The sequence below is a fragment of the Microcystis sp. M113S1 genome (genome assembly GCF_020246945.1).
GTDB lineage: Bacteria > Cyanobacteriota > Cyanobacteriia > Cyanobacteriales > Microcystaceae > Microcystis.
In genome coordinates, this window is sequence record NZ_JADBSA010000102.1 from 1 (window position 1) to 8,356 (window position 8,356).

Below are 8,356 nucleotides of genomic sequence, written 5' to 3' on the forward strand. Positions count from 1 at the left end.
AGAATAAGTAGGCAACGTAGAGGCTTTGTCGAAAAAGAGGCATTGCGCGTCATTAAATCTAACGATTTCATCGCCCAGGTCGATTTAAATGTTAAAGGCATGGTAAAAAACTCTAAACTAGCTAAATCTATTAATGATGTGGCTTGGTCAACTTTTCGGCAATGGTTAGAATATTTTGGTTTTAAATATGGTAAGGCTACAGTAGCAGTAGCTCCCCATAACACCAGTCAAAACTGTTCTAATTGTGGTCAAAAAGTAGCTAAATCTCTATCTACAAGAACCCATATTTGTCCTCACTGTGGCTATGTAGAAGATAGAGATATTAACGCCGCTATCAATATTCTCAAAAAGGGACTAAGTACGGTAGGGCATACCGAAACTACTACGCTTGGGGAGAGATTCCCTCTGGTTTAGTTGGATACGTCCTGCTAGATTAAGGAAACTCGATGAACCAAGAATCCCTCGCTTTTAGCGACGGGAGTGTCAAAGAATTTAGCTGGAATTTATGAATCATTTTCTGCATTCTTTCACGGTTTTTCCTGATTCTGCCCGAAAATCTCGGTCTTACTCCCTAGGTAAACTTCGACGACCCTTAATCTTCCTGTTTACCGTCGGTTGTCTGACTAGCGTAGTCGGTTATCGTTTCTATAATCAGCCGAAATTGGCCGTCGGGACTATTTCCCCCGTCACAATTATCGCCCCCGAAGATGCCAGTTTTGAAGACCAAGAAACCACCGCCCTCAAACGCCAAAAAATTCGGGCTGGACTGCTTCCCCGGCTGAAAAGAGACCCCCAAACCACTGCCCAGATTGAGCGAGCGCTGCGGGACACTTTAGGGCAATTAAGTCAAATTATCCCAATTCTGCCCAAAAATTCCATTTTAATCAGCAGGACTATTTCTAACGCCACACTGGGAACGCTGCTCACCTTTTCTGCCGCTCAATGGTCAACTCTACAAAGCGGCCTCAACTATGAAGAATCTTTTGCAAAACCCTTGACAAAAGAGCAGGAATATGCTATACACGAAATCCAAGCCTATCGTCAGCGCGTGACAAAGGGGAAATTTGAGCAATTTATCGATCGATTAGGGCAATTACGGCAAATACAGGGGCAAACCAGCCAAAATTATCGGCATTCCAGCTTAAATCAACTCAAATATGGCGATCTGATCGCAGTAGCTCAAATGGGCGATCGAGAGTGGCAAAACCTAGAAACAGCCATCCTGCAAGGGGGTCGCCGCATTTTGGTGCAAGGCATTCCCCCGGGTATTTCCACCAGTCACCTACAGGATACCATCGCCGTGCAGATTAGCAGCGATCGCCTAACCCGTCGTCAGCAGCTTTTAGCCGAAAATATCCTTCTAGCGGCCCTAGAGGGACAGGCTAACCTGATAGAAGATCGGGAGTCAACCAAAGAACAAGCGGCTAAAGCGGTGGAAGCGGTAGATATGGTGATGTCTAGCACTCAAACCGGTCAAATTATCGTTAAAACAGGCGAAAAAATTACTCAAGCTCAGTTTGTTCTCATCGATGGCTTTGGTTTAAGCGAACGGGGCATTAACTGGATGGGTTTAGGAGCAACGGCAATCCTTGTCACCAGCGTGATCGGGACTTTTTGCCTCGTGGCCCAGCGTCTCCATCGGCCTCTGCGTCACCGGGATTTTCTTCTCTTGGGTTTACTAAGTTTTACCACACCGATCTTAGCGATCGCCCATATTCCCTTTACCAATCTGGCAGCCGTGGGTTTATTAGTCAGCAGTTTCTATGGCCCGACTTTGGCCGTCACCCAAGTCCTCTTAACTGCCGGTCTTTCCCTATTCAGTATCCAAGGCATCAGCGCCGATTTAATCGCGGGGACGATGGGGGGACTATTAGCGGCCATAATAGCGGCAAAATTGCGCTCCCGGGATGAATTATCGCTCCTAGGAATGGGAATCGGAGTCAGTCAAGGGGGTGTTTATCTGCTCACCTACCTAATCGTTAGCGCCACGGCCAGCACGATCATCTATGCTCTACTACCCACGGCGCTCGTCTATGGTCTATCGGGAATAGCTTGGACGGTAATCGCTCTAGGATTATCCCCCTATCTGGAACGCTGTTTCGATGTGGTGACTCCCATTCGTCTGGTGGAGTTGTCCAATCCTAATTGTAGTTTGCTCAAACGTTTGGCCACAGAAGCGCCGGGTACTTTTCAACATACCCTTTTTGTCGCCTGTTTAGCCGAAGCGGCCGCCCGAAAACTGCACTGTAATGTGGAATTAATTCGCACGGGAACCCTTTATCACGATATCGGGAAAATGCACGATCCTCTCGGTTTTATTGAAAATCAAATGGGTGGCCCGAATAAACACGATGAAATTAACGATCCCTACGTCAGCGCCGAGATTATTAAAAAGCACGTTAGCGAAGGGTTAGTCATGGCCCGCAGACAGGGTTTACCGCGAGTCGTCCGCGATTTTATTCCTGAACACCAAGGCAATCTCTTAATTTCCTATTTTTATCAGCAAGCTTTGCAAAAATCCAGACAAAATGGTCAAGAAATCGTCGATGAAGCAGCCTTTCGCTACGATGGTCCGATTCCCCAATCGCGAGAAACGGCGATCGTTATGTTAGCCGATAGTAGCGAGGCCGCTTTGCGATCGCTAAAGGAGGCCTCCCCAGAACAAGCCATGGATATGATCAAAAAGATTTTTCAGGCCCGATGGCGCGATCAACAATTAGTAGATAGTGGTATTCGTCAGGAGGAATTACCAATTATTGCCGAGATTTTTGTGCAAGTTTGGCAACAATTCCATCATCAACGCATTGCCTACCCGAAAGCAGTTTTAGAAGTCTCCTCAGCCGAAAAACTATGACAAGAGATCCTTGGCTAAATCAGTTACAATTTCTGGCGTTGTCAGATAAAGAGATGAGAAGGCAAAATAGATAGAAACTCAATGAAGGAAAAAAACGATGAAATGTCCAGAATGTAAAAGTGACCACATCAATAAAAATGGTCATCGTGGTCAAAAACAAAACTATATAGGGTTAGCTGAATAAATCTAAAAACCTTGTTAGATAAGACTTTTAGACTTTTTGTCAATCAAAAAAAGTACTGGCCATGGGAGTGATCGGGGGGAAAATTCAGGTACTTTTTCCCTGCCCTGTCAGGATTTTTATCGATTCCAGTTAATCGATCAAACACAGTACAAGTGTATTTAATTAACTAGCCGACGTTTAATTTATCGTTCTATTCCCCTGTTCTATTTTTCGCAGTCTTTCTAAAATTTCTGATTGTGTTGGGTTATTTCTAATTTCATTGATATCTTTATAGGTAAAGCCCATAATATCAAATAATAACCATATTAATCTTTCTCTCTTATCCTCGTCACTAAAATTTCCCCCGATGATAGCGTTTAATCTTCCTTGATATTTCTCTTGCGTTTCTTTCAGTGTAAATCTACCGATTAATTCTTGGATGTATTCCTGAATAGTAACTATTTCAAAATCATCAAATCTAAGCTTGATAGAATTATATAGGCTGGTTCTCTTCTTTAGCAGTTTCTTGTCTAAAGACTTAATAATAGATATTTGAAATTCTTTGTACAACTCTAATAGCTTTTTGATCAGACTGGAGACAGGATTAATTGTCGATAGGCTAAATCCACCCATTACTTGGTCGATTTGTTCTAAATTAGGGTTTAAGGAACTAATAATAAAACCAAAGACCAGAGCAATGATTAAACCAACATATACATTATCCTCGATCGAGCTTAATAGAGAAAATATAAATTGAATCAGATAGTATAAGAGTATTGATGTAACAATTTTGACAATTAATAAATGAAAAAAAGTCTTTAAAAAATCCTTTTTTAAATCGGGAAATAAATGACGAATCCTAAAAGCTGAGAAATAGCTAATTCTAGTTTCAACTGCTACTCCAATAATTATCGAAGCAAACACAAAAGACCACCGATGTCCTTCCACAAATTTCTGTATTTCACTAGAAAGGTCGGTGGCAGCAGTTGTCTGAGAATCTACCAAAAATAGGTAATGGGTGAATGAACTGAAAAAAGGAAACTTATCTAATTCCGTTAGAACCTGACTACAAAATACCATTTACCCTCAGCCAACGAGTTTTCCAAGTGGGAGTAAAGATTTTGTAGTTTTCTTGTTCACTAACTGAGATATAGCCTTTTTCCGCTAGTTTTTCTAATTTATCTTGTAAGTCAGCTTCTCCAATTCTATCTGTTTCAATTTCAAAGCTCAAGGCAGTGGCAGCCCTAACTTTGAGTAAATCAGATAAAAGAGACTTCTCCGCGGAGGTTAAATAATTGTCAGGCTCAACTGAAGGTTTCCGATAGTCGTAACCGTCTTTGCCTTTGGACTTAGGAGGAAATATGTCAAGCATTATGTTTTGTGTAGTTTATAAATACACTTCGACCAGTACACCTTGATCCTCAGTCATGACTCTCTGATCTCAGTCATGAGATATGTCTGACTCTGATCTCATGACTGAGATATGTCTGAGTTTTTTGCGATAGAATAGAGATTGCGTCGATTGATGGAAGTTTATGGGGCGATCGCTTAAAGTAAAATCAGAATATATCCCTAGAGTCAAACAAGCACTTAAACGCAATGGTTACGCGACTCAACAGCTGCTTGCTGAGGAGTTAGGATTCGCAAGATCGACTCTTAACCTTTTTCTTAACGGTAAATCGATTAACAACCTCAATTTTTATGAAATTTGTCAAAAATTAGCCCTTGATTATCGAGAAATCGCTGACTGGGATGAGTTGGAGGAAACAGCGGCTGCCATGTCTGAGGATGAGGGAGAAAACCGGGCCGCGGATTTTTCCAAGTATGTTGAACGTCCTCCAGTGGAACAGCTTTGTCTGGAGACGGTGAGTCAAGCAGGTTCATTGTTGCGGATTAAATCAGCTAAGGGGATGGGTAAAACCCTATTAGTCGATAGAATTTTGAGTCAAGTTGACAAAAGACGGTATAAAACCGTCAGTTTCAGTTTTTTACAAGCAAGCAAAAGAATTATCAGCGATTTAGACCAATTGCTCTCTTGGTTTGCTTTGATTATTTCCAAGAAATTAGGGTTAGCAAATCTCTTTGAAGAAAAATGGCAAGAAGGATTAGGAATTTATAGCTGTACTGCCTATTTTGAAGACCATTTGCTCAAAAAGCTGGATAAACCCCTAATTTTAGTTTTAGAGGAGATAGATAGTCTCTTTGTTTATGCAAGCGTTGCCGACGATTTCCTTAGTTTATTTCGTCTTTGGCATGAGGAGGCAAAAAATAATAATACTTGGCAAAAGTTACACTTAATTATCACCTATTCCACAGAAAATTATGTTCCTGCTGACCTGAATACATCTCCTTTGATTAATGTGGGAACAGAAATCCTGTTACCTGATTTTACTCCAGAACAGGTCTTGACTCTAGCCAATAAATATCAGGCTAACTTGGGAAAAGATGAACTGCAAAAAATAATTAATCTTGTTGGGGGACATCCCTATTTAATCCAAAAAGCGCTTTATGCAATTACCCAAAAACAGCTGTCTTTAGCAGATTTTGAACAGACAGCAGCCACGGAAGCGGGAATTTATGGGGATCATTTACGAGGACATTTGCTAAACTTACAAGAACATCCAAACCTAGCAGCAGGAATGAAAAAGGTTGTAGAGTCGTCTTCTCCCGTTGATTTAGGTGCAACAATTAATTGGCAACTTCATAGTTTAGGATTAGTAAACTTTGTGCAGAATGCTGTTCAACCCCGTTATCCACTATACAGCGACTATTTTAGGTATCGCTTATCCGCCTAAAATCCGATATATTGAGTTAAACTGTTGTACATCTAAATCTAATATTCGTTTTCACCTGTTCCCCGTTCCCCCATCGAACCCAGAACTTTAAATGCGGACTAGCTTAGGGACAGATAACCTTTGATTAAATTATTCATCAAACTTAACCAATCAGACAAATTGCTAATTTTAATCCTATGGCGACCAATTTTTATCATATTGGAGGCAGCGTCCCCCTAGAGTCACCTAGTTATATCAAGCGGGAAGCAGATGATCTATTTTATGACTATCTAAAAAATGGACAGTATTGCTATGTGTTGAATTCCCGTCAAATGGGAAAATCAAGTTTGTGGGTACAGACACAAAAACGACTGAAAGAGGATAATATTGATTGTGCTACCATTGATTTGAGTGGTATAGGGAAAAAACTCTCCGAAGATATTTGGTATCGAGTATTATTTGAGCAACTGGTTAAACGATTTGATCTTTCTATTCGGGAAAAAGAGCAAACTTGGTGGGATGAACGAGCCTATAAATCACCTATTAATCGTCTTGATCAATTTGTTGAGGAAATTCTCTTAAAGGAGGTATCCCGACCTATTGTTATCTGTTTCGATGAAATTGATAGCGTTCTGAGCTTAATTTTTTCCACAGATGATTTCTTTGCTTGGCTGCGTAGCTGTCATGAAAAACGTCCTCATAATAGGGATTATCAACGTCTAACCTTTTGTATGTTGGGGGTAGCGGCAGTTTCTAACTTTATTCAAGATAATTATCGTAGTCCTTTTAATATTGGTCAAGATATTCGATTATCTGGATTTACCATAAGGGATGCCAGAAAACTTGCCGAGGGATTGCAGGAAAAATTTATCGAACCGCAACGGGTTTTAGAGGAGGTTATAGACTGGACAGGTGGACAACCATTTTTAACTCAAAAAATTTGTAATTTAATCTCCACATCTCGCACTGGATTTGGCAGGGAATCGGCAGCAACCCCGATTAATGTCGGCGATTTTATCCAGTCGCAAGTAATTAGTAACTGGGTATCTCAAGATAGTCCAGAACACCTAAAAACTATTCGGAATCGTTTATTAAATAAGCGTGTCACGGGTAAAAGAATGCTGAAGCTTTACCAAGAAATTTTAAAAAATGGTGAAATTACCGATGATGGTAGTCCCGACCAAATAGAATTACGCTTAACGGGATTGGTAGTTCAAGACCGACAAAAGTTAAAAGTTTATAATAAGATTTATAGAAATGTTTTTAATGAAACTTGGGTGACAACGGAATTAAATAAAATCCCTGCATACTACGAAAGAGTAGATCAACTAGCTGAAATACTATTAAGGACTGAATTTGATGAGAATCAAAGAGCAGCTTTAATTGAGGAAATTCCTGCTTGGACAGGTGGTAACTTGGAGTTAACGATAATAGTTATCCTTTTGCTAATCGACAATAAAAACGAGTTACGAGAAGGACAAGAGAAACCAGTAATTGAACAATTGATTCAGAAAAATATTGTAGAAAATTGGTTACAAAATAAAGCGGCAGACCATCTCCAGAAAATACAAAACAGTCTCTTAACTCCTGATAAAAATGTTAGGTCAACATTAGAAATCTATCAAGATATTTTGCAGGGGAGAGTCTTGGCTGATAATAAACCGGAAAAATTGGCACTTCAGCAAGCAGAATTAGTGATTAAAAATGATGATTATCTAGAAGTGATCAATCGAATTTATCAAGAGGTATTTAATGTTCAATGGGTTAAACAAGAATTAGAAAAATTAGTTAAGGAGGAGAATTCTACCTTTTCGTCGGTACTATTAGTACTTGGTACGTTTATTATTTTGTTCTTATTATCATTGCTACCACAAAGAACTCCCGATAAGGAACCCTCACCTAGTATTACAGAAATTTGTACTAAACGAGATTTTAATATTAGCTTAGAAAAGAACATTGAACAACTGCAAGACTTGCAAAAGCAACAAGGTGATCAGTTTTATTACAAGTGTGGGACTCAATTAAATGAATTAAGGTTAATTCAGCAAGCAGTAGGACTAGCTACCAATAATTTTGTGGCTAATGTACCGGGTAGAGAAGGTGCTTTTGAAATTTTGTGCAAAATCCCCCCAACTTCTGATAACTTTAAAGAAGCTCAATTTTGGGCAAAACGTTGGTATAATGACAGAGCTTGGAAATCGGATATCGATCGAGCTTTGCAAGATAATCTAGATTGCCAAAAACTTTTTGTGCAAAATCCCCCCAACTTCTGATAACTTTAAAGAAGCTCAATTTTGGGCAAAACGTTGGTATAATGACAGAGCTTGGAAATCGGATATCGATCTAGCTTTGCAAAATAATCCAAATTGCCAAAAACTTATTGAATAAACATTAATTTTTCAATCACTAAATACCCCATCACCACCCGTTAATTCCTCGGATAATGATACCCGGATTCCTTACCTTCCCTGTAACCAAAATAGGGAGAATATTTGAAGAATATTGAAGGATTCACTCCTTCTAACAGGAGAGGAATTAACCTGTGGATTCTTTTGACGTAAAACA

At 39.8% G+C, this 8,356-nt stretch carries 7 protein-coding genes; 5 read left to right on the top strand and 2 right to left on the bottom strand.

Features of this window, described 5'->3' with window-relative positions:
- The 3 genes from IM319_RS05505 to IM319_RS22695 form a co-directional block, all read left to right on the top strand.
- Positions 1–414: RNA-guided endonuclease InsQ/TnpB family protein (locus tag IM319_RS05505; protein WP_287734943.1), on the top strand; the 414-nt coding region annotated here is incomplete at its 5' end.
- 91 nt (positions 415–505) lie between these two features.
- Complete coding sequence (locus IM319_RS05510) at positions 506–2,854, top strand: HD family phosphohydrolase (protein ID WP_287734945.1); 2,349 nt, start codon at positions 506–508, stop codon at positions 2,852–2,854.
- A 97-nt stretch (positions 2,855–2,951) separates the two neighbouring features.
- Positions 2,952–3,038, top strand: coding sequence for a transposase-like zinc-binding domain-containing protein (locus IM319_RS22695; protein WP_425184899.1), 87 nt, complete (start codon positions 2,952–2,954; stop codon positions 3,036–3,038).
- 177 nt (positions 3,039–3,215) lie between these two features.
- Here the strand turns inward: IM319_RS22695 and IM319_RS05515 are convergent, their stop codons facing one another.
- Together IM319_RS05515 and IM319_RS05520 are read right to left on the bottom strand one after the other, a co-directional pair.
- Positions 3,216–4,097 carry a hypothetical protein gene (locus IM319_RS05515; RefSeq protein ID WP_287734946.1) on the bottom strand — a complete coding sequence of 294 codons (882 nt, stop codon included), beginning with the start codon at positions 4,095–4,097 and terminating at the stop codon, positions 3,216–3,218.
- The gene (locus IM319_RS05520) at positions 4,084–4,389 is read right to left on the bottom strand and encodes a hypothetical protein (protein ID WP_002756039.1); all 306 of its coding nucleotides are present in this window, start codon (positions 4,387–4,389) and stop codon (positions 4,084–4,086) included. The genes IM319_RS05515 and IM319_RS05520 overlap by 14 nt, the downstream gene beginning before the upstream one ends.
- Before the next feature lie 163 nt (positions 4,390–4,552).
- On the opposite strand from IM319_RS05520, the gene IM319_RS05525 reads away from it, so the two are divergent.
- Both IM319_RS05525 and IM319_RS05530 read left to right on the top strand, forming a co-directional pair.
- On the top strand, positions 4,553–5,812 hold the full coding sequence (locus IM319_RS05525; RefSeq protein ID WP_287734947.1) for an AAA-like domain-containing protein: 1,260 nt from the start codon (positions 4,553–4,555) through the stop codon (positions 5,810–5,812).
- Positions 5,813–5,988: 176 nt separating this feature from the next.
- Positions 5,989–8,064 (top strand): AAA-like domain-containing protein, encoded by a 2,076-nt coding sequence (locus IM319_RS05530; RefSeq protein WP_287734948.1) that lies wholly within the window; start codon positions 5,989–5,991, stop codon positions 8,062–8,064.
- Positions 8,065–8,356 lie beyond the last annotated feature (292 nt).